This is a genomic window from Pseudomonas sp. SDO524_S393 (genome assembly GCF_054071875.1).
Map to the genome: position 1 here is coordinate 85,061 of NZ_JBSVVZ010000005.1, position 20,507 is coordinate 105,567.

At 62.8% G+C, this 20,507-nt stretch carries 14 protein-coding genes; 3 read left to right on the forward strand and 11 right to left on the reverse strand.

Going from position 1 to position 20,507, the window contains the following annotated elements; all coding sequences use genetic code 11:
* Positions 1-7: 7 nt before the first annotated feature.
* The 11 genes from ACW9IB_RS04095 to tssA form a co-directional block, all read right to left on the reverse strand.
* Positions 8-4,393: an RHS repeat-associated core domain-containing protein gene (locus ACW9IB_RS04095; protein WP_457412482.1), complete on the reverse strand. Its 4,386-nt coding sequence runs from the start codon at positions 4,391-4,393 to the stop codon at positions 8-10.
* 12 nt (positions 4,394-4,405) lie between these two features.
* The gene (locus tag ACW9IB_RS04100) at positions 4,406-4,840 is read right to left on the reverse strand and encodes a DcrB-related protein (protein ID WP_457364796.1); all 435 of its coding nucleotides are present in this window, start codon (positions 4,838-4,840) and stop codon (positions 4,406-4,408) included.
* 15 nt (positions 4,841-4,855) lie between these two features.
* Positions 4,856-6,799, reverse strand: a complete 1,944-nt coding sequence (locus ACW9IB_RS04105; protein WP_457412484.1) for a type VI secretion system Vgr family protein — start codon at positions 6,797-6,799, stop codon at positions 4,856-4,858.
* Positions 6,800-6,955: 156 nt separating this feature from the next.
* On the reverse strand, positions 6,956-9,634 hold the full coding sequence (gene tssH, locus ACW9IB_RS04110; protein WP_457412485.1) for a type VI secretion system ATPase TssH: 2,679 nt from the start codon (positions 9,632-9,634) through the stop codon (positions 6,956-6,958).
* Complete coding sequence (gene tssG, locus ACW9IB_RS04115; RefSeq protein ID WP_457412487.1) at positions 9,627-10,670, reverse strand: type VI secretion system baseplate subunit TssG; 1,044 nt, start codon at positions 10,668-10,670, stop codon at positions 9,627-9,629. Before tssG ends, tssH begins: the two co-directional genes overlap by 8 nt.
* A complete protein-coding gene (tssF, locus tag ACW9IB_RS04120) occupies positions 10,634-12,493 on the reverse strand; it encodes a type VI secretion system baseplate subunit TssF (protein WP_457412488.1) in 1,860 nt (619 codons plus the stop codon). The genes tssG and tssF overlap by 37 nt, the downstream gene beginning before the upstream one ends.
* The gene (tssE, locus tag ACW9IB_RS04125; RefSeq protein ID WP_457364801.1) at positions 12,490-13,005 is read right to left on the reverse strand and encodes a type VI secretion system baseplate subunit TssE; all 516 of its coding nucleotides are present in this window, start codon (positions 13,003-13,005) and stop codon (positions 12,490-12,492) included. Before tssE ends, tssF begins: the two co-directional genes overlap by 4 nt.
* Positions 13,006-13,083: 78 nt before the next feature.
* Positions 13,084-13,572: an Hcp family type VI secretion system effector gene (locus ACW9IB_RS04130; protein WP_457364802.1), complete on the reverse strand. Its 489-nt coding sequence runs from the start codon at positions 13,570-13,572 to the stop codon at positions 13,084-13,086.
* A gap of 184 nt (positions 13,573-13,756) precedes the next feature.
* Positions 13,757-15,253: a type VI secretion system contractile sheath large subunit gene (tssC, locus tag ACW9IB_RS04135; protein WP_248748435.1), complete on the reverse strand. Its 1,497-nt coding sequence runs from the start codon at positions 15,251-15,253 to the stop codon at positions 13,757-13,759.
* A 2-nt stretch (positions 15,254-15,255) separates the two neighbouring features.
* Positions 15,256-15,762 (reverse strand): type VI secretion system contractile sheath small subunit, encoded by a 507-nt coding sequence (gene tssB / locus ACW9IB_RS04140; RefSeq protein ID WP_010207547.1) that lies wholly within the window; start codon positions 15,760-15,762, stop codon positions 15,256-15,258.
* 54 nt (positions 15,763-15,816) lie between these two features.
* Positions 15,817-16,836, reverse strand: a complete 1,020-nt coding sequence (gene tssA, locus ACW9IB_RS04145; RefSeq protein WP_457412490.1) for a type VI secretion system protein TssA — start codon at positions 16,834-16,836, stop codon at positions 15,817-15,819.
* 394 nt (positions 16,837-17,230) lie between these two features.
* Here tssA and tagH point away from each other — a divergent pair, with 394 nt between their 5' ends.
* Genes tagH through tssK form a run of 3 tightly spaced genes read left to right on the forward strand, consistent with a single transcriptional unit; the run spans position 17,231 to position 20,504 of the window.
* Complete coding sequence (gene tagH, locus ACW9IB_RS04150) at positions 17,231-18,583, forward strand: type VI secretion system-associated FHA domain protein TagH (RefSeq protein ID WP_457412491.1); 1,353 nt, start codon at positions 17,231-17,233, stop codon at positions 18,581-18,583.
* A 58-nt stretch (positions 18,584-18,641) separates the two neighbouring features.
* On the forward strand, positions 18,642-19,151 hold the full coding sequence (tssJ, locus tag ACW9IB_RS04155) for a type VI secretion system lipoprotein TssJ (protein WP_457364805.1): 510 nt from the start codon (positions 18,642-18,644) through the stop codon (positions 19,149-19,151).
* 18 nt (positions 19,152-19,169) lie between these two features.
* Positions 19,170-20,504 carry a type VI secretion system baseplate subunit TssK gene (gene tssK, locus ACW9IB_RS04160; RefSeq protein ID WP_457412492.1) on the forward strand — a complete coding sequence of 445 codons (1,335 nt, stop codon included), beginning with the start codon at positions 19,170-19,172 and terminating at the stop codon, positions 20,502-20,504.
* Positions 20,505-20,507: the final 3 nt, after the last annotated feature.

A 20,507-nucleotide genomic window follows, 5' to 3' on the forward strand; every position in this document is an offset into this window, starting at 1 on the left:
TAAAAAATTAAAGATTATCAGGTGTGCCATACAATTTAAGATAGCCATCTCTTGTGTCAACCTGCGGCAGTGGTTTTTTGTGAATGGGTGAAGGCATGTTGCCGTTGTTTCTTGCCGCGTGCTTGTCAGTGATTTTTTGCTCCGTCGTTTTTGCTTGAATCCGTGTTTTGTTCTTCTCGACAATCACTGCCTTGTAACGCCCAGGTTGGGGTATGTTTAGAACATTGACCTGTTGGTTGGCACGAGGTGATGTACCGTTCTTATTTAGCGGACGCCCGCTGATTCCCGGCTTCATCATCCGCCCTGTTCTTGTATCAACAATAACGTAGACGTGATTAGGGTTTTTGCTCGCATGACTGTTGCCGTGGACCTTTCCACTGCCTCCACATGTCAGCCCTGACGGATCGATCCATCCGAAGGGGTTGTCGGCATAGAGGTAGTTATTGATGCCCCCTGCCAACCCAATCGGATCCGGCGTCGTAAACCGCCCCACATCCGGATCATAAAACCTGAACGTATTGAAATGCAGCCCCGTCTCCCGATCCAGGTACTGCCCCTGAAACCGCAGGTTCTGCTCTTCGATGTAGTAAGGCTCGCGCACCTCTTCCAGCGTGTTGCCCCACACCCGATACGTGGCGTGCCAGACGCTGTGCCCATCCACTTCGGTGAGTTGTTCGGGCAACCCGTTTAGGTCGTTGTGGTAGTAGCGAATCTTCTGCAACGGGCCACTGCCGTCGACCCGGGCAAGGGGGTCGTAGCCATCATCGTCGTAGACATACAGGCTGGTCTGGCTGTGCTTCTGCTCCTGCAATAACCGCAAGCCATCCCACGCGAATCGAGTCTCGCCCAGCGGATACCCATCGCTGCCGTGCACGGTTTTTTCGATGCGACGGCCCAGTGGGTCGTACGTCATCCGCACGACGCTGCCGTCATCGTTGCGCACTTCGATCAAGCGGCTTTCGGCGTCATAGGCAAAGCGTTGCACGCCTCGCCTGGCGCTGCGCTTTTCAATCGTGCGGCCAAAGGCGTCGTAGCGATAACGCTTGTCCTGATAGGTCAGCAGCTTGTTGTGCACCACCAGCCCTGCGCCGGTTTGCGGGCCATCCAACAGATTGGCGGCCGCGTCGTAGGCGAAGGTTTCGCGTTGACCGTGCAGGTTGTCCTGGCTGGCGATGATGCGGCCGGTGGCGTCGTAGTGCAGCAGTTGGCGGTGTTGCCCGGTGGGTTGCTGGTCGAGTTTGCCGATCAGGTTATCGGCGGGGTCATAGTCGAATTGTTTTTGCGCCGCCGCCGGCAGCAGCGAAGGCTGGCTGGCGTGACGACGGTGGCGGGCGCGCAGGCGGCCGCTGCGGTCGTATTCGCTGCGGGTGCTGAGCTGGCCCTGGGTACGCAGGACTTCGCGATGCAGGCGGTCGCGTTCGAAGTCGCTGATTACCTGGCCGTCGAGGTTGATCTGGTGCAAGTGGCCGCTGCCGTAATACAAGCGATTGAGCCAGCGGCCATCCGGCAGTTGAGTCTGGATCAGGTTGCCCAGTTCGTCGTAATGGTGTTCCAGACCACCCGCCGCACTCTGTTCGGCGCGTAGCTGGCCGATGGCGTCATAGGCGAAACCCAGGGCTTGGGCATTGCCCTGCACGTCGGTGAAGGTGACGGCAGTCAGTTGGTCCACTTCATCATAGGTGTATTCGGTGCGGCCATCGTCGGTGGTCTTGGCGATCAGCCGGCCCACTGCGTCGCGTTCCAGCCGATGGACGATAGGGGCGGGCGGCGCCTCCGGCACCAGCGACAGGCCTGTGCCGTACGGCGCCGGAACAGCGGTGACTTCGGTGATGTTATCCAGCGCATCGTAGCGGTAACGCTTGGCGCTGCCGTCCAGGTCCTGCTGTTCGACCAGGCGATCGCCGGCATCCCACGCAAAGCGATAGCGCTCGCCGTTTTCGTTGATCAGGGCCTGCAGCCGCCCGTAACTGTCGTAACCGAACTGCACCTGCCGGCCATGGGCGTCGGTGCGTTGGCTGACCAGGCCGCGGCGGTTGTGCTGGTAAAGCGTGGTGTGCCCGACGGGGTCGGTGTAGGCGACCAGTTGGCCGCCGGTATTGCGTTGGTAGTGCTCGGTGCGCCCGTCCGGAAGCTGGGTGCCCAGCAAGCGACCCTGGGCGTCGTAGCTGAACTGCGTGCGCTCGCCAAGGGCATCGATGATGACCTGCAAGTAGCCTCGCTCGTTGTAGCCGAAGCGGGTGGGGTAACCCGAGCAATCGATGTGCTCGGCCAGTTGCCCGAACGGGTTCCAGCGCAGCTTTTTGCTTTTTCCGGTGGCGTCGATGATCTCCACGACCTGGCCGTGGTCGTCGTAGCGATAGCGCGTGATGTAGCCCAGCGGATCGGTCTCGGCAATGCAGTTGCCGCGCGAATCGTAGCGATACTGCCAGCTGTTGCCGGCGGCATCGGCTTCCACCAGCGGCAAGGCCCAATGCTCCAGCCACTGGGTCGAATCGCTGCGGCCCAACGGGTCGGTCTCGCCGATCAGGTTGCCGGCCTCATCGTAGCTGTATTCATAGCGCCCACCCTGGGGGTCGGTGGCGCTGAGCAACTGGCGCTCGTCGTTCCACTCAAAGCGCCAGGTCTGGCCGAGGGTGTCGCTGTACTGCGTGATCTGATGCTGAGTGTTCCACTGCCGCGTGCTGACACGCTGCAAACCATCGGTGATGCGCGTAAGGCCGGCTTGCAGGTCATAGTCGAACTGATAGGCGTCGCCGTCATCGGTCCAGTGCCGGACCACACGCCATTCCACACCTTCAACCAGCGCCCACTCATAAAAACAACGCAATCCACTGGGCAGTTGATGCTCCACCATCCGGCGCCCACTGTCGTAAGCGAAGCGGCGCTGCACCTGGTCGGTCGCATCGCGTACTTCAGTCAAGCTCCCCGCTGCGTCCAAGCCATAGCTCACCAGCACTTCGCGACGCTGGTCGGGATACAGGCGTTCAATGCGTGCCAGTCGGCCCTGATCGCGGATCAACTCCACCTGCACCTGATCAAACGTGTCGCGCAGCCGCACCAGGCGTCCGCCGTCGTCGTAGTCGACATGGATCCGGTTGTCGTTGCGGTCGCCCAACTGGCTCAGGCGCAGCCGCGACGGGTTGGCCGTGGGTTCGAACAAACGGTACAGGCCATCGTCGCTTTCGATCAGCAACTGCCCATTGAGGTGGCGCCGTACCGCCAGCCCTTCACCGGCGCTGAACACGGCGCCGCCCAAGGCAATCCAGCCCATATCGATGGCGCGGCCCTGTTCGTCGGTATAGATCAGCGTCTCACCGCCTTCAGGATGGGGTCGGATTTCCACGCACACTTCATAGGGCACGCTCCAGCCGGCGCCGAACAGCTCGCCCGGGCGTTCATCGCGACTGTTGTAGAAGCGTTGCCAGTCGATCGGCAGGATGCCGGGCAGCACGAAATCCAGCTCTTCGACATCACCCAGCACCTTGGCGCCTGTGGCGGCGTGCACCGGGTTCGACGAGCCGAGCGCCGCGTTGGCCAGCGCGCCCATGGCACTGCTGACGGCCATTGAGGTCGCCCCGCCGATCAGCATGCACGGCAGCTTGCTGAAGAACTTGCCCTTGCCGCCCTTGAGCATCAGCAGCGCCGTGACCGCCAGGCCGACGCCCGGGGTCTTGCCGCTGCGAATTTCGCGCACCACCACCGAGCCGCCGCCGATGGTCACGTTGGAAGAGATCAGCCCCGACGACACCACCGTCGCATCGCAGGTGCTGCGGTCACCACTGCGCACCGCCGGCTGGCCGTTGATCGTGACCTTGTCCGAACCCTCGGCCAGAAACTGCGGCGGCATCGGTGGATGCTTCATGCACGTGACCATGTCCAGCGGCTTGGGCACAGCGCCAGGCGCAGGCGTGGCGACGGTCGGGCGCCACATCTGCGAGAAGAAGCTCTCGGCCATGTCCAGGTAGCTGGGTTCCGGCGCGGGCTCTTCCAACTCAGTGCCCGCTGGCGCGACGTGGGAACTGATCGCGCCGGCGGCGCGGGCCGCCGGAATGTTGTTGGTGAGGGTGTCAGTGGAGCCGGTCAGAATGTTCGCCTGCACCGTGGGCGGAAACAGCGCGTTGCTGAAGCTGTCGCATAAATTCGTCAGGCCCTTGTCCGCCCCCGTCTTGCTCATGGCCAGGCCGACAATCGTGCCTACCACGGCGCCCAACAGGAAGCAGCCAAGCCCGCCGGTGGCGACAGTGATCCCGGTGGCGGCCACCACCGCAGCCGTCGCCACGGCGGTGATCGCGATGTTGGCCGCCACCTCCAGCACACCGCCGAGGATGTCGGCCATCATCGAGGTGTGGGAAAGTGCGTCGCCCATCCGGGCTGCCCAGAGCGCGTCAGACATGCAGGCGGCTCATCAGGAGATAGCGTCGAACGACAGCGAGTTTTTGATCAAGGCCCAGTGCGCAGCCTCGGCATCCCCGAGTTTTTCCGCCTTCACATAACTCAGCGCAAGCATCTTGCGCGTACCCGGTATCACCAGTGCCAACTGATACTGGAACACCTTGTCATTGCCCTTGTTGAACTGGCTGCGCAGCTCGATGCCCTCGATCTCCTGGGCCGTGCCCAGGCGCACGCTGACGCTGGGTTGGCAACGCAGGTCCTGCACCTGTTTTTCCAGGCGTTCGAGCTGGTCCTTGAAATTGCTGTGCAGGGTTTCGCCGTCGGCCAGCAGGCTGCGGCTGATGATCAATGAAGTGCCCAGTTCGGGGAACTTGAGGATATTGATCGTCGCGTCCTGCAACTCGGTCGCCGGCAGTTGAAACTGGAATTCGTTGATGCGGTACGTCATGGAAAACAGGTCTCGTCAGGATGGGCTCTTGGGCGGCGGGAACATGGCTTTGACGCTGGAGTCGATGCTGGCCTTGACCCCCTGGCCCTCGGGCGAGGCGCCGGCACCGCCGCCGTTGTTCAAGTGCAGCACGCCGCCGGTATTGAATTCGGCATCGCCACTGGCATAGAAACTGATCTGCACCCCGGTCAGGTTGATCTGGCCACTGGCGTTGAGCTCCAGCACGCTTTCGCCGCAGACCAGGCGCAGATTTTCGCCCACTTCGATCACGTAGCTTTTGCTGATGCTGTCGGTCTTTTTGTCACCCACCACCAGGATGTCGTAATCCTTCACCGCCCGCAGGCGCGTCGAGCCGATGGTCACGGTTTCGTCGCGGCCTACGCTCTTGGTGCGGTCATGCCCCACCGCATGGGTCTCATCCACCTCGACCACGATGTCCTGGTTGCGCTCGGCGTGGATATACAACTGCTCCAGGCCCTTCTTGTCTTCCATGCGGATTTCATTGAAGTTGGCCGGCGTGCCGCCTTTGCTCGAACGGCTTTTCATGCCGCTCTGGGTGGCGTTTTCCGGCAGATCGTAAGGCACGGTCTGCTCGGCGTTGTACACCCGGCCCGTGATGATCGGCCGATCGGGGTCGCCTTCAAGGAAGCTCACGATCACTTCCTGGCCGATCCGTGGAATCTGCATCGAGCCCCAGTTCTTGCCGGCCCAGGACTGCGACACACGAATCCAGCACGAGCTGTTTTCGTTGGATTGGTCATGACGGTCCCAGTAGAAGTGCACTTTCACGCGGCCATACTGGTCGGTCCAGATTTCCTCGCCTTTGGGGCCGACCACCAACGCGGTCTGCGGGCCTTTGACGATGGGTCGGTGGGTACTCGCCAGCGGGCGGAAGCTTTGCTGGGCGTCGATGCACGTCAGGCTGCTTTCGAACTGCGCGCCGCCTGCGCCGCTGCCGCTTTCCAGGCTTTCCTGAACGATGTAGTAGCGACAGCCCACGATCAGGTATTCGCGGTTCTGGTCCTGGCGGCTGAAGCCGGTCAGGCTGAACAAATGCCCCGAGCCCAGACCGCGTGCATTGCCGGCGAACTCGATCTGTTCATGCAGGGTTTGCAGCGCTTCGATGCGGGTGCGCGCGTAGTGTTCGCCGTCCTCGCTTTGCACGTAGGTACCGGGATAGTCGTACAGCGGATAGTCGCCGGCGGTGTGCGGGCGCGGCATGGCCGAACGCACGTCGATGCTGGCGCTGGGGCGCTGGAAGTCGTAGTCGTTGAGCTCCAGCGAACCCGGTTGTACTTCCTGCGCCAGGTGCCAGTTGTGCATGTGGTCGCGTTCGCGCTGCTGCTCGTCCTTGGGGTAGTACGGAATCGACGCATAGCCCGGCACCGTGGTGTGGGCGCCGTAGGCATCGGCCAGCACCAGCACATGGCGGTCCTGTTCGTGGCGGAAGAAATAGTAGATGCCTTCCTGTTCCATCAGGCGGCTGACGAAATCGAAACTGGTCTCGCGGTACTGCACGCAGTATTCCCACTCGCGGTACGGGCGGCTCAGCGCGTCTTCGAAGTCGGAAAAGCCCAGGTCGCGGAACACCTGCTTGATGATCTGCGGAATGCTCAGGTTCTGGAAAATCCGGCAGTCCGACGTGCGACTGAGCAGCCACAGCCACGGGCGCAGGGTCACCTGGTAACTGGCGAACTGGCCCTGGTCGATGTTCTGGCTGCACCGCGCGACGATGCCGTGGAAGTGCCGCTCACCGCCGTCCGCCAGTTGCAGGCCCACGCTCATGGGCTTGCCGAGCAACTGGTTGAGGTCGATGTTGGCGTCCAGGGACGTCAGTTGCAGCTCGTAATTGAACAGCCGCCCCAGCTCTTCACCGCCGCCCATTTCATTGAGCAGCAGCACATCCGGCCCGAGGGGGCTGGTGATCTTGGCCAGTCGTGAGGCTTGGTTGAATAGCATCGGTTGTCCCGTAAATACCGTTGTCACTGACGGAACCGGCTCGAATGTGGGAGCTGGCTTGCCTGCGATAGCGGCGTATCAGTCAACATCAATGTTGAATGTCAGACCGCTATCGCAGGCAAGCCAGTTCCCACACTGACCGCATTCCAACAATAGTTATTCGGCGTCGCTGAAGGCGTAGTGCAATTCGTTATCCCGACTGCTGATCCGCACCCCCGCCAACGCCTTGCCCTCCAGCATGCGCGTGAGGAATTCACGGCTCATGTCCGGTAGCAGGCTGTTGGTGAGGATCGTGTCGATCATGCGCCCGCCGCTTTCGGTCTCGGTGCAGCGCGAAACGATCAGGTCGACCACCGCGTCGTCGTAATCGAAGGCCACCTTGTGGGTGTTCTCCACGCGCTTCTTGATGCGGTTGAGCTGCAAGCGGGTGATCGCCTTGAGCATCTCGTCGCTCAGCGGGTAGTACGGAATGGTCACCAGGCGGCCGAGCAACGCTGGCGGGAAGATTTCCAGCAGCGGCTGGCGCAGGGCCTTGGCGATCTCTTCCGGCTCGGGAATGTTCGCCGGATCTTTGCAGACGTGGGAAATCAGCTCGGTGCCGGCATTGGTGGTCAGCAGGATCAGGGTGTTCTTGAAGTCGATCACCCGGCCTTCGCCGTCTTCCATCACGCCCTTGTCGAAGACCTGGAAGAAGATCTCATGCACATCCGGGTGGGCTTTTTCCACTTCGTCCAGCAGCACCACGCTGTAGGGTTTGCGCCGTACCGCTTCGGTCAGCACACCGCCTTCGCCGTAGCCGATATAACCCGGTGGCGCGCCCTTGAGGGTCGACACGGTGTGGGCTTCCTGGAACTCGCTCATGTTGATGGTGATCACGTTCTGCTCACCGCCGTACATGGCTTCGGCCAAGGCCAGGGCGGTTTCGGTCTTGCCCACGCCCGAGGTGCCAGCGAGCATGAACACACCAATCGGCTTGCTCGGGTTGTCGAGGCCGGCGCGGGAAGTCTGGATGCGCTTGGCGATCATCTCCAGGGCATGGTCCTGGCCGATGATGCGTTTCTTCAGGTGCTTATCGAGGTTGAGCACCGTCTCCAGCTCGTTGCGCGCCATGCGGCCCACCGGAATGCCTGTCCAGTCGGCGACCACCGAGGCCACGGCCTGGTAATCCACGGTTGGCAGGATCAGCGGTGCTTCGCCTTGCAGGGCGCTGAGGCGCTGTTGCAGATCGACCAATTGCGCGCGCAGCTCGTCGTTCTCGTTGTTACCGGCAGCACTGTCCACCACGCCCGCTTTTTCGCGCAGGGTTGCCCGCGTGGCGAGCAGCTCGTCCACCAGGGCCTTCTCTTCGGCCCAACGGCTTTCCAGGGTCGCCAGGCGCTCGCGCTCAGTGCTCAACAACGCCTCAGTGTTGGTCTGACGCGCACCAATCGCAATGCCAATGGCATGCTCGCGGGCGATGATCTGCAATTCGGTTTCCAGGGCCTCGATGCGGCGACGGCTGTCGTCCACTTCCGCCGGCACTGCGTGCAGGCTGATGGCGACGCGGGCGCAGGCCGTGTCCAGCAAACTCACGGATTTGTCCGGCAACTGGCGCGCAGGGATGTAGCGGTGGGATAGCTTCACCGAGGCTTCCAGCGCTTCGTCGAGGATCTGCACCTGGTGATGCTGTTCCATGGTCGACGCCACGCCACGCATCATCAGCAATGCCTTGTCTTCCGACGGTTCGGCCACCTGCACCACCTGGAAGCGACGGGTCAGGGCCGGGTCTTTCTCGATGTGCTTCTTGTACTCGGCCCAGGTGGTGGCGGCGACGGTGCGCAAGGTGCCGCGCGCCAGGGCCGGCTTGAGCAGGTTGGCCGCGTCACCGGTGCCCGCTGCACCACCGGCACCCACCAGGGTGTGGGCTTCGTCGATAAACAGAATGATCGGCTTGGGCGAGGCCTGCACGTCTTCGATAACCTGGCGCAGGCGCTGTTCGAACTCGCCTTTCATGCTGGCGCCGGCTTGCAGCAGGCCTACGTCGAGGCTGCGCAATTCCACGTCTTTCAGGGCTGGCGGCACGTCGCCGGCGACGATGCGCAGCGCGAAGCCTTCGACCACGGCAGTCTTGCCCACGCCAGCTTCGCCGGTGAGGATCGGGTTGTTCTGGCGGCGACGCATGAGGATATCCACCAGTTGGCGAATCTCTTCATCACGGCCCACGATCGGGTCGAGCTTGCCGGTGCGCGCCTGTTCGGTCAGGTCTACGGTAAAGCGCTTGAGGGCTTCCTGTTTGCCCATCGCACTCGGGGCCATGGCCCCGCTGGCTTCGCCCGGCACGGCGCCGGCATTGAAACCGTCGCTGGCGCTCAAGGCGTTTTCCGGCGAATCACCGACGTATTCATCAAAGCGTTCGCTCAGGGCTTCGGCCTTGATCTTGTCGAACTCCGACGACAGGCCCAGCAGTGCGTGGCGCAGGCTTGGTGTCTTCAAGATTCCGAGCACCAGGTAACCCGTGCGCACCTGGCTTTCACCGAACATCAGGCTGCCGTAGACCCAGCCACGTTCGACCGCTTCCTCCACGTAGGATGACAGGTCGGTGATCGACGTCGAGCCGCGCGGCAGGCGGTCCAGGGCTTCGGTCAGGTCGCGGGCCAGGCGCGCCGGCTCCACGTTGAACTGACGAATGATGCGATGCAGGTCCGAGTCCTGCAGTTGCAGCAACTGATGAAACCAATGGGCCAGTTCCACGTACGGGTTGCCCCGCAGTTTGCAGAACACGGTGGCGGCTTCGATGGCCTTGTAGGCCACGCTGTTGAGTTTGCCGAACAGTGCGGCGCGACTGATTTCACCCATGCTCTGGATTCCTTGAGGTGGTGGCCTGATCGGCGTAATGCCGGGCCAGGATTAGGTCGTTGGCGTCTCGCTCGGGCTGGCCGAGCCAGGTGTTGAAGCCCAGGCGGAACTGGCCGTTGAGTTGCAGCGCCGGGACTTCGGGTTGTTGCAGGACCAGGTTCAGGTCCCAGTCCAGTTCATGGCCCAGGTATTCGGCCACCCACGCCACCAGCTCGTTGAACGGCTGCTGGCCGGGCAGCAGGCCCATGTAGTCATCGAGCTTGAGCGGGCCGAGGCGGATACGGAATTTATGCTGGCGGTCCCACACGAAGCTGCCCAGGCAAAAGTCCACACCCAGACGGTTGGCGCTCACGCTGACACGGCTGCGCTCGGGCAACTCCAGCCATTGGCCGACGTATTCTTCGATCTGCACCGGCAGGCCGAAATACTCGCTGAGGATCGCCTTCAAACCGTCCGGGTAGCGGGTTTGCGCCGCCAGGTGGCCGCTGTAATGCAGCTTCGCCGTGTCGGGAATCAGCCCTTGGTTGAGCAGGCTCGGCATGCCCCGGCCACTCAACGCCGCGAGGCGCGCCGACCAATAGTCGTCATCCGGGCGGTCGTGGCTGATGGTCGGGCGCGCTTCGGCCCAGGCCCGGTAAAACAGGCTCAGCAGGCGATGGTGGAACACGTCCAGAAACTGTTTGCTGGTGCTGTCGGCGTTGTTGCGCTGGCGCTCGCGCACGTACTCGGTGATATGCAGCGGCAGAGGGCCGTTGGGGCCACCGAGGCCGAAAAAGAACTGTTCCAGGCGCGCGGGTTTGCCGTCGCCGCCGGGATCGACCGCCGCCAGGGTGGCGGGGGCGAAGGTGCAATCGGCTTGCTGCCCAAGTCGCAGCGGGTCATCCGCCAGACGCAGGGAATGGCCCAGGCGCGGCAAATTCGGCGATTCGCACTCGATACGCCGCAGCGCCTGGAAGAAATCGTATTCCCAGGGCTCCTGATGCATCGCATCCAGTGTGTTCACAGGGTCGGACGACGCCCGGGCTTGGCTTTCCATCGCATGATCTCGCCGCGTTCGGTGGTACGGATCACCGTCTCGGTAAAACTGTTGATCGACACGTAGCGTGCCAGGAAGCGCTCCAGTATCGCACCGAGCAGGAACACGCCGGTGCCGCGAAACGCGTTTTCATCGAATTCCAGGGTGATCTCCAGGCCGCGACCAAACACGATCGGGCCAGGCATCGGCAGGCGCCGGGTCACCGCTTTGCTGCTGACTTCGCGCAGGCCCTCGATCTGCAGTTGCAGGGCCGCGTCATTGCTGTCGCCATACAGGCGCAGCAGTTCGCGCAAGGCGCCGGCGCCCTGGCCCTGTTCGCTCAGGGACAGGTAATTGAGCGAGAGCTGGCTGATCAGGCGCCAGGCCTTGGCGTCGTGGGCATGGCTGGCGCGCGGGCGACTGGGGCCGGCCACGCAACGTACCGCCAGCACCGGTGCGCTGTCGGCCAGGGTGAAGTCGGTCTTGCCGTTGCCCACGCTCATGAACAGCGGCAGGTCGCGGTTGGTGCACAGCGCCGTCACGCCGAGCTGGCGCAGGTCGTGGCGGTAGGGCGCTTGCTGGCTGTCGACCAGGCTGACAAAGGTTTCGCTGCCCACGTAAGTGGAGCGCGGGCCGTTGCGGCGCTGGTCGCTGGACAACACCCGTGGCTCGCGTCGTACGGTGTAATACGCCTGGTCGCGGCCATACCGCGAGGGATCGCGCACCGCGTAGAACGGCAGGAATGGCTGTTCGGGGCCGGTGCCATGTCCGGTTAAACCGTTCAGGGAGTGAATTTCGAAATCCATCGGTCGCGTGCGGTCGGCGATCACATGGTGCTCGTTGACCCGGTCGGACAAGTGGATGCGGTCCACCCGTTTGGGAAACAGGTTGATCGCCGGCGTGCAGAACGGCAGGAACTGCGCTGCGCCGACGCTGCCTTCCAGGCTCTGCTCGTGACGGTCGAACAACACGATCAGCTCCAGCTCCTGACCGTCGCAGCGCTTGACCGCACGGCTCAGCTCGGCGAACTCCACGAACAGGAAGCGATGGGGCAGGGCAAAGTATTCCTGCAACAGCCGATAGCCCTGGAAGGCGCGTGCGACGACCGGCATGGCCGCGTCGGCATCGTCGAAACCCCGGGAGCGCAGGGCGTCCGGCGGCAGGCGTTCCACCCAGTCACCGCCGGGTTTGCGTGCGAACACCGCGCAGGCGTTGCCCAGCAGTTGCTCGTAGAGGCGGAATGGCTGCTCATCGGCGCCACTGAGGTACAGCGGCAGGTTGTCCAGGGCCAGGCTGTTGAACGGCAATTCGGCGCCGGTACGCAGGGTCAGGCGCAAGCCGGCCTTGGCCTTCGGTTCGCTGGCGGCCAGGCGGCCCAGCACGGCGGCGGGGTTGCCGAAGTACTCGGCGTTGCTGACTTGCAGCGGCCACAGCGTCACCGGGTGCGCGGTGCGGTACTCGCAGCAGGTCTGGGTTTCGCGGCCCAGGGCAGCCCGCAATACGCTGTCGCGTGGTAATGGGAAACCGTCGGCGAGGGAGCCTTCATCCGGGTCGGTCTGCAATTGCACCACGGTCATCGACGGCGTCGGTGCCAGATAGTGCGGATAGGCGATTTCCAGCAAGTTGTGGGTAAAGGTCGGGTACTCGGCGTCGAGTTTGAGCTGCACGCGGGCGGTGAGGTAGGCAAAGCCTTCGAGCAAACGTTCGACATACGGGTCGGCGCAGTCCATGCCGGACAGGGTCAGCCGACTGGCGATCTTCGGGTATTCCTTGGCGAACTCGGCGGCGCTTTCGCGCACGTGGTGCAGTTCCTGGTTGTACAGCTCCAGCAGGCGCGGATTCATGGGCGTCTCCGCTGGTCGGCGTTCACCACGCGCACATGGCCGGACTCCAGGTCCAGGTCGGTTTGCAGCAGCAGGCGCAACGGCACCGGCTGTGCCCACAGGTCGCCTTCGATCTCGAAACTCAGGGCGTTGTGGTTCATTTCGTCATGGCCGACACGGGCTTTCACGCGCAGTGTGTGGCGCAAGATCCGTGGCTCGAAGGTGGCGATGGCCTGGTAGATCAAGGCTTCCAGCGCCTTGATGTCCACGCTGGAGACGCTGTTGCCCGCCAGTGCCGGCAGGCCGTAATTGACCACCGACGTTCCCGCCGGGGTATGCAGCGTGGCATCGGCGCCGAGCAACGAGGTGGTGTTGAGCAGCCACGCCAGGTCGCGCAGCACCGAGGCTTTCAATTGGGTCAGGGACAGCACACGTTTGTCGGCGCTTTCCTTGGGGTTGGTCGGATCGTCGTCGGTCAGCCGGTCCAGCAGGGACGGTTGAAGACGGTCGCGGGAAGCGATTTCAGTGATCACCAAAGCAGCTCCACGGACGGGTTGCGAGAGGGACAAAAACACGGTGGCCGTGGCGCGCGGCCACGGCCACCCGAGCTATCAGCGCTTGGTGTTGGAACGGATGTTCCAGCCAAACTTGATCGCGCCGCCGTCTTTGGTGCCGTCGGCTTTCTGCGGCTGGTAGTCGACCATCACCTGGGCGAAGTTCAGGGTGACGTTCTCGGTCAGGCGGTCATCGGTGCCCGAACCGCCGGTGCTCAGCGAGGTGACCAGCACTTCTTCCAGGTTGATCACCATGTACTCGACCTGGCTTTCACCGCCGGCCTTGCGCACGGTCAGCTTGACCTTGTCGATGTGCTTGCCGCTGGCACAGTGCATCATCAGGTTCGGCGAGGCCTTGTCGACGTACTTGGTCAGCGACAGGTCCTGGATATTCACCTTGCCCGCGCCGCCGCCGCCACCGACGTGCATGTTGCCGGACTGGGCCATGCCCCAGCTCCAGTTCAGCACGTCGATCTCGTCCTTGTGGACCTTGTCCATGGACTCGCCTTTGATGTCGCCGATCTTGATGAAGATATCAACAGCCATGTTTTCTCCCTGTGTGGCCCGTGCCACGATATTTGTCTTGTGTGGAAGTCGCTTTGTGTGGGAGCGGGCTTGCTCGCGAAAGCGGTGGATCAGCTAGTGATATTTCGACTGACCCATCGTATTCGCGAGCAAGCCCGCTCCCACAAAAGCCCGGCTCCCACAGAAGAGCCGGTTCAACAGCTACTTACGCAGATTTCGCCGAAGGCAACTTCGATACCAGGCGCAACGACACGGTCAGCCCTTCGAGCTGGTAGTGCGGGCGCAGGTAGAACTTGGAGTTGTAGTAACCCGGGTTGCCTTCGACTTCTTCCACGATCACCTCGGCGGCCGCGAGCGGGTGCTGGGCCTTGGTGGTTTCGGTGGAGTGCGCCGGGTCGCCGTCGACGTAGTTGAGGATCCAGTCCTGCAACCAGCGCTGCATCTCGTCCTTCTCTTTGAAGGAACCGATCTTGTCGCGCACGATGCACTTCAAGTAATGGGCGAAACGGCAAGTGGCGAACAGGTACGGCAGGCGCGCCGCCAGGTTGGCGTTGGCGGTGGCGTCCGGGTCGTCGTATTCGGCCGGTTTCTGCAACGACTGCGCACCGATGAACGCGGCGAAGTCGGTGTTTTTCTTGTGCAGCAGCGGCATGAAACCGTTCTTCGCCAACTCCGCTTCACGGCGGTCGCTGATGGCGATTTCGGTCGGGCACTTCATGTCCACGCCACCGTCATCGGTGGGGAAGGTGTGGGCCGGCAGGTTTTCCACCTCACCGCCGGACTCCACGCCACGGATGCGCGAGCACCAGCCGTAGTGCTTGAACGAACGGTTGATGTTCACCGCCATCGCGTAGGCAGCGTTGGCCCAGGTGTACTTGGAGCTGTCGGCGCCGTCGGTGTTTTCTTCGAAGGCGAAAGCTTCCACCGGGTCGGTCTTGGCGCCATACGGCAGGCGCGCCAGGAAGCGCGGCATGGTCAGGCCGATGTAGCGCGAGTCTTCCGATTCACGCAGCGAGCGCCAGCCGGCGTATTCCGGGGTGGTGAAGATCTTGGTCAGGTCGCGCGGGTTCGACAGTTCCTGCCACGAGCCCATGCCCATCACGGTCGGCGAGGCCGCAGCGATGAACGGGGAGTGCATGGCGGCGCAGACTTTCGACAGCTCGCCCAGCAGCTCCACGTCGGGAGGCGACTGGTCGAAGTAGTAGTCGCCCACCAGGCAGCCGTAAGGTTCGCCACCGAACTGGCCGTATTCTTCTTCGTACATCTTCTTGAAGATCGGGCTCTGGTCCCACGCGGTGCCCTTGAATTTCTTCAGGGTCTTGTGCAGGTCCGGCTTGGAGATGTTGAGCACGCGGATCTTGAGCTGCTCATCGCTCTCGGTGTTGTTGACCAGGTAGTGCAGGCCACGCCAGGCGCTTTCCAGCTGCTGGAAATCCTGGTGGTGGATGATCTGGTTGACCTGGGCGGTCAGCTTGGCGTCGATGGCGGCGATGATCGATTCGATCGACTTGATCGCGTCATTGGACACCAGGTCGGTTTGCGCCAGGGCCTGTTCGGCCAGGGTGCGCACGGCGGTTTCCACGGCTTCGCGGGCACGCTCGGTCTTGGGCTTGAACTCTTGCAGCAGCAGGTTGGCGAACTCGCTGGCTTCTTCGGTGGCACCCAGGATCTGGCTGCCTTCGCGGGCGGTATTGTCGGTCATGATTACTGGTCCCCTGCAGGCTTGGGCGCACTGGCAAGTGCCTGGAGCAGTGCCGGGTCCTTGATCGCCTTCATGATGATTTCTTCAGCGCCGGTCTTGCCGTCCATGTAGGTCAGCAGGTTGGCCAGCTGGGTGCGGGCTTCGAGCAGTTGGTTCAGCGAGTCGACCTTGCGGGCCACGGCGGCCGGGCTGAAGTCGTCCATGCTTTCGAAGGTGATGTCCAGGCTCAGGTTGCCTTCGCCGGTCAGCTCGTTCGGCACGTGGAACGCCACGCGCGGCTGCATGGCCTTGAGGCGCGAGTCGAAGTTGTCGACGTCCACTTCAAGAAACTTGCGGTCGGCCACGGGCGCGAGCGGTTCGGCGGGCTTGCCGGCGAGGTCGGCCATCACGCCCATCACGAAGGGCAGTTGGACCTTTTTCTCGGCGCCGTAAAGCTCGACGTCGTACTCGATCTGCACTCGAGGCGCACGGTTGCGCGCGATGAATTTCTGAGAACTTTGCTTCGCCACGTTGCTGCTCCTGGTCGCTTGAGCGACGGTGTTGTTACTGCACGGTCAGGCGGTTTACTCGCCGTCCGGCCCGCGCAGGTTTTCAAATTGGGACATGCCGTCGGGAATCAGGTTGCGCACGATGGCCGCGAAGTCGGCGTGCACCAGATTCTTCGCCCGGTTCAACAGCACCGGCAGCGGGCTCGAAGGCTCGTGCCGGGTGTAGTACGCAAGGATCTTGTCGAGGCTGCGCAGCACATCGTCGCGACTGGCGATATCGCCAACGGGGCGAGCAACTGCGGGGGCCGCAGCGAAGTCGGCCGAGGGGGCATCGTCGTCACTGACGGCCTCGGGTTCGCTGCTGCTGTCGGTGCCGGGCACCGCTTGATTGAGTAGCTGCAACGCCTGTTTGAGCGGTTGCTTCAGGGCACTGAGGTCCACGCCCTGGGCCGAGCCGACCTGGTCGTTGACCTGCTGTTCGATGGCTTCGCAGGCCGCGCGCGCCGCAATCAGGGCGTCGCGGGTGGCTTGCAGTTGTTCGGGGTCGCTGTCGAGGAACGCTGCGTTGAGTTGCTGGGCGCCGAGTTGTTCGTCGGGGAAGCTCAGCAGGCCGCTGGCGTTGAGCGCAGCACGCAGGCTCACGGGACCGAAGGTGCGCGAACGGGTGAGGATGCTTTCGCGCAGCAGACGAATGGTCGTGTCGCCGGTCAGGCCGGACAGCGCGTTGATGCGCACCGTGGGGTCGTTATCGTCGTCGGCATCCAGGCGCGGGTGCAGGTCGGCCCAGTATTCGCGCAGCAACGCGTCGATCAGCGTGAGGACTTCGGCCAGCCCGGCGACACCCTGGAGGGCGAGGGAACTTTGCAGCAGAAAATGGGTGATGCGCAGGTCTTTGCTGCGCTGCAACAAGTCGAGGCTTTGCTGCTGGATGCTGCGCCATTCCGGTGGTTCAGCGGGCAGGATCGAGTCGCCCATGCTGCGTTCGGGCTGGCCCTTGGCATCACGCTCCAATTGCAGAAATTGCGCGTCATATTCCATGTCTTCACCACACGGCGAAGTCGCGGAAACGGCGGTGAGCAGCAACGGCACATCCACTGAAATCGATCTCCCTATCAGCCCGTTAGATACCGGGCAACTCATGCATTAGTTGCGTAATGAACTTTGCATGTTTTCTTGGTCATATAAGTAAGATGCCACTACTGTGCCATCACTGGTATTCAAGAAGTTGTGCATTTTTGGTGTAGTACTTATCCCTTGTCAAGGTAAGCTATTCGCCCTCTGTGACAGATGTGCGGTGCTTAACAACCTGTACGACTGGTGGGTCTGACGGCGCACCGGGACAGGATTTTTGTCATGGAGGCCAGTTAAGATCAGCGATCATGCTGACATAGGCAGGTTTTGACGGTCGTTCAGGCGACCGGGTGGGGATTTCTCGGGGAGCGGTCTGCCCGGGAATCGACTGCGCGCGAAGTATCAGCAAGGAGGCAAGATGTCGCTGTGTTTGACTATCACTAGTTATCACAAGATTACCCCCGGGCAGTGCCCCGAAAAGTCCATGAATCAGGGCGCGATGGCGATCGGCCGCAGTTCTGATAATGACTGGGTATTGCCTGATCCAGAGCGGTTGGTCTCCTCTCGACATTGCGTTATTCAATACAAAGATGGCCGTTATTATTTAACCGATAACAGCACCAACGGTGTGGAGTTGGTTAATGCCGGTATTCGTTTGCGCAGAGGTAATAGCGAGCCTTTGCAAGATGGCGAGTTGATCCGCATCGGTGACTACGAAATCCAGGCGCGTATCGATTTCAACGTGCAAGCCGTTGAAAGCCAGCCCTTCGCCGGCGAATCACCGAACAGCTTCGAAGCGCTGATGGGCGCCGTGGCGAGCCCACCCACACCCACGCCTGTGCCGGTGATCGCGCCGCAGTTCCAGGGTGCCTCGTCGATGGACACCCTGCCGGATCTGTTCGACTTCCTCAGCCCAACCGCCGTGCCGCCGCCGACCGTGGCGGACCACGTACCGTCCGAACAACACGATTTCCGCCCGCCGACCCCGGTAACAGCGCCTGTGGCGGAAAAACCGACAGTGTCGGGCTCGGTGATTCCCGAAGACTGGGACCTGTTTGGCGACACACCGGCGCCGGTGGCCAGTGCACCGACACCCGTGGCCCCGCCTGCTGCGTCACCGCCGGTGGCGGTCGTCCAGCCGCCTGTGGTGGAGCCCGCGCGCCCGGTGGCCGTTACCGCCGGACAACCTGACCTGCTGCAAGCCTTCCTGCGCGGTGCGGGCCTCGACCAGCTGCGCCTGGACAACGCGCAAGCCGAAGCCCAGATGGAAAACATCGGCCGCAGTTACCGGCTGATGGTCGAAGGCCTGATCGACGTATTGCGTGCCCGCGCCAGCCTCAAGGGCGAGTTCCGCATGCAGCAGACGATGATCCAGCCGGCGGAAAACAACCCCTTGAAGTTCGCGCCGAACGCCGATGAAGCCCTGCTGCTGTTGCTGCGCCATGGCAATCAGGCGTTCATGGCGCCGGACGCGGCGGTACGCGACAGTTTCGACGACCTGCGCGCTCATCAACTGGCAGTGATGGCCGGCGTGGAGGCCGCGATCAAACACCTGCTCAGCCGTTTTGAACCGGGCCAGCTGGAAGAACGCATGGGCAAGCCCGGCGGGCTGTCGAGCATTTTCAACGGTTCGCGGCAGGCCCAGTACTGGCAGCAGTTCACCGAGCTTTACAGCAATATTTCCCGCGAGGCCCAGGACGACTTTCAGGACCTGTTCGGTCGCGAATTCAGCCGGGCCTACGAAGAGCACAGCGCACGACAGCGTCGCTAGCGCACCCCGCAACACCCATGGATCAACGGATAGTTAAATACGTCATTGAGGACGCAGGATGATTTCCAGGTTTTTACTCGCAGTTGCCACCTTTCTACTGCTGACGGCCTGTGCCAAGGATGCCGCCAAGCCCGAAGCCACCGCCGAGGCAGACGCCGACACCGCCGCCGTCGAGCTGCACTTTCACGCCATTGCCGGGCTCAACCCCGCTGCCAACGGCCAGGCCGCGCCAGTGCGGGTGCGCATTTTCGAACTGAAAAATGCCGCCAACTTCAGCCGTTCCGATTACTTCGCACTGGCTGACCGTGCGCAATCGACCCTGGGCCTGGACCTGCTCGACCAGGACGAAGTCATGGTGCAGCCCGGCCAGCAACTGAGCGTCCAGCGCGATCTCGACCCGTCCACCCGCCAGATCGGGCTGTTGGTGGGCTACCGCGAACTGGACCGCGCGCAATGGCGCACGGTGATCAACGTGCCTGCGCGTCAGTACACCGAATACCAGATCAGCCTCGATGTGCGCGCCGTGCGTGCCGACGTCGTGGTTCCCCCATCCAGCCCTGCCCAATAAGAAGTCATCGGAGCCCCCATGTCCTGGAACAATCGCGTGGTCTGGTCGGAAGGCATGTTCATCGGAACGCAGCACTTCCAGCAGCATGACCGTTACCTGGAAAACCTGATCGACGCCCGCAGCCGCCCGTTGTCCGCAGGCGCCTGGGGCTTTTCCGAGCTGCTGATCGACCAGGGCCTGCTGGCCCAGGGCAAGCTGGCGATCGTTTCGGCCCGTGGCCTGTTGCCCGACGGCACGCCGTTCAACATTCCCCAGGATGACTTGGCGCCGAGCCCGCTGAACATCGATGACAACCTGCGCGACGGTCTGGTCTACCTGGCGCTGCCGCTCAAGCGCGCCGGCGCCCGCGACACCGTCGACGATGGCGAAGACCTCGGCGCCGCGCGTTACGTGAGCCAGGTGCGCGAGGTGCGGGACGACAACGCGCCGTTCGAGAACCGCGCGCCGGTGGCCGTGGGCTCTCGCGCCTTGCGCCTGTTGACCGCCCAGGATGGCATCAGCGATTACGCCGCCGTGGGCCTGGTGCGCATCAAGGAAAAACGCGCCGACCGCGCGCTGGTCCTCGATGACACTTACATCCCGCCGGTGCTGGACGTGGCCGCGAGCAAACCGCTGACGGCGTTTCGCAGCGAACTGCTGGGCCTGCTGCATCAGCGCGGCGAAGCCCTGGCCGGTCGTGTGGTGGCGTCGGGCGCGGGCGGCGCCTCGGAGATTGCCGACTTCATGCTGTTGCAACTGGTCAACCGCGCCCAGCCGCTGATCCAGCACTTCAGTCAGTTGAGCCCGTTGCACCCGGAGCGCTTTTTCAGCGAACTGGTCAGCCTGGCCGGCGAGTTCTCGACGTTCTCCACCTCAGGCCGTCGCCCCCAGGAATACCCGCAATACCAGCACGACGACCTGGCCCTGAGCTTCGCTCCGGTGATGGCGGCATTGCGTGAGGCGCTGTCGATGCTGATCGACAGCAAGGCCACGCCAATCCCGATTGTGGAGAAAGCCTACGGCATCCACGTGGCGATGCTGGCCGACAAGACCCTGATCGACAACGCCAGTTTCATTCTCGTGGTACGGGCCGATGTGCCCGGCGAAACCCTGCGCGCGCGGTTCGGCCAGCAGAGCAAGGTCGGCTCGGTGGAACACATCCGCGACCTGGTCAACCTGCAACTGCCGGGCATCGGCCTGCTGCCCCTGCCGGTGGCGCCGCGCCAACTGCCGTACCACGCCGGCTCCACCTATTACGAGCTGGACCGGGGCAGCGAACATTGGCAGCAGCTCAGCAATTCCGGCGGTTTTGCGTTCCATATCGCCGGGCAGTTCCCGGGCTTGAACCTGGCCTTCTGGGCGATCCGAGGATAAACC